At 75.3% G+C, this 1,410-nt stretch carries 1 protein-coding gene; it reads right to left on the bottom strand.

From position 1 onward, the window contains the following. Positions 1–1,386: non-ribosomal peptide synthetase (locus PUR71_RS02755; RefSeq protein WP_329924685.1), on the bottom strand; the 1,386-nt coding region annotated here is incomplete at its 3' end. Between the last annotated feature and the right edge of the window lie 24 nt (positions 1,387–1,410).

Raw genomic sequence — 1,410 nt, 5'->3', positions numbered from 1 at the left:
CTCGGGGCGCTCGACGGGCCGCAGCGGCGGCCTCGGGGCCACCTCGCCGCGCCGGTCGAGCAGGGCGGTCAGGCCGGCCACGGTCGGCGCCTGGAACAGGTCGCGGATGCCCAGCTCCACCCCGAGCGCCGCCCGCACCCGTGCGACGAGGCGCATGGCCAGCAGCGAGTGCCCGCCCAGCGCGAAGAAGTCGTCCTCCACCCCGACCCGCGGCCGTCCGAGTACCTGCTCGAACAGCCCGCACAGCACCTCCTCCCGCGCGTCCCGAGGCGCGCGCGTCACGTGCGCCTCCGCCTCGGGCGCCGGCAGGGCGCGGCGGTCCACCTTGCCGTTGCCCGTCAGCGGCAGCGTCTCCAGCACCACGACGGCCGACGGCACCGCGTACTCCGGCAGGAGCGCGCCGAGCTCGCGTCGCACCTCGGCGCCCGTGACGGCCGCGTCCTCGCGCGCCACCACGTACCCGACGAGTCGGCGGTCCCCCGGGCGATCCTCCCGCACCACCGCGACGGCGCTCGCGACGTCCGTGCAGCGCTCCAGGGCGGCCGACACCTCACCGAGCTCGATCCGGAAGCCGCGCACCTTCACCTGGTCGTCCGCCCGCCCCAGGAAGGCGAGTTGGCCGTCCACGGTCCACCGCACCACGTCCCCGGTGCGGTACATCCGCTCGCCCGGACCGCCGAACGGATCCGGCAGGAAGCGCGACGCCGTCAGCCCGGGGCGCCCGAGGTAGCCACGCGCCACCTGCGCCCCGGACAGGAACAGCTCGCCCGCCACCCCCACCGGCACCGGCCGCAGCCCCGCGTCCAGCACATAGGCCCGCGTGTTCGTCGTCACCCGACCGAGCACCGGCCCGTCGGCATCGGCGAACCACGCCGCCAGGGCATCGACCGTGTTCTCCGTCGGGCCGTAGGTGTTCTGCCCGGTCCACCCCGGGGCGTCCAGCACCCGGCGCCACAGCGACTCCGGCAACGCCTCTCCGCCCACCACCAGGGTGCGGTGCGTCCCCGGGCGCGCCTCCAGCAGGCCCTGCTCGACCAGTTCGACGGCGTAGCCCGGAGTGGTCTCCAGCAGGTCGACGCCTTCCCGCTCGACGTACGCGGCCAGCCCGGCGGCGTCGCGGCGGTCGTCGTCGCCCGACAGGTGCAGCTCGTGGCCGAGGAAGAGGCCGAGCACCGTGGTCCAGCTGGAGTCGAAGGCCAGGGGCGCCGTCGAGATCATGCGGATCCGGGTGGCGCCCGAGCGCTCCCGGTGTCCGGCGAAGGTCACGCGCTCGTAGTGGTGGCAGAGGTTGGCGAGGCTGCCGTGGTCGATCACGACGCCCTTGGGCCGCCCCGTCGAGCCCGAGGTGTAGATGACGTACGCCGCGTGCCGCGGAACCAGGGCCACCCCGAGATCGCCAGAACCCTGCCG

It is taken from the genome of Streptomyces sp. SP17BM10, assembly GCF_036322405.1.
Classification (GTDB): Bacteria; Actinomycetota; Actinomycetes; order Streptomycetales; family Streptomycetaceae; genus Kitasatospora.
Note: the sequence above shows the minus strand (reverse complement) of the source record. Positions and strands in the feature narration are given on the sequence as shown.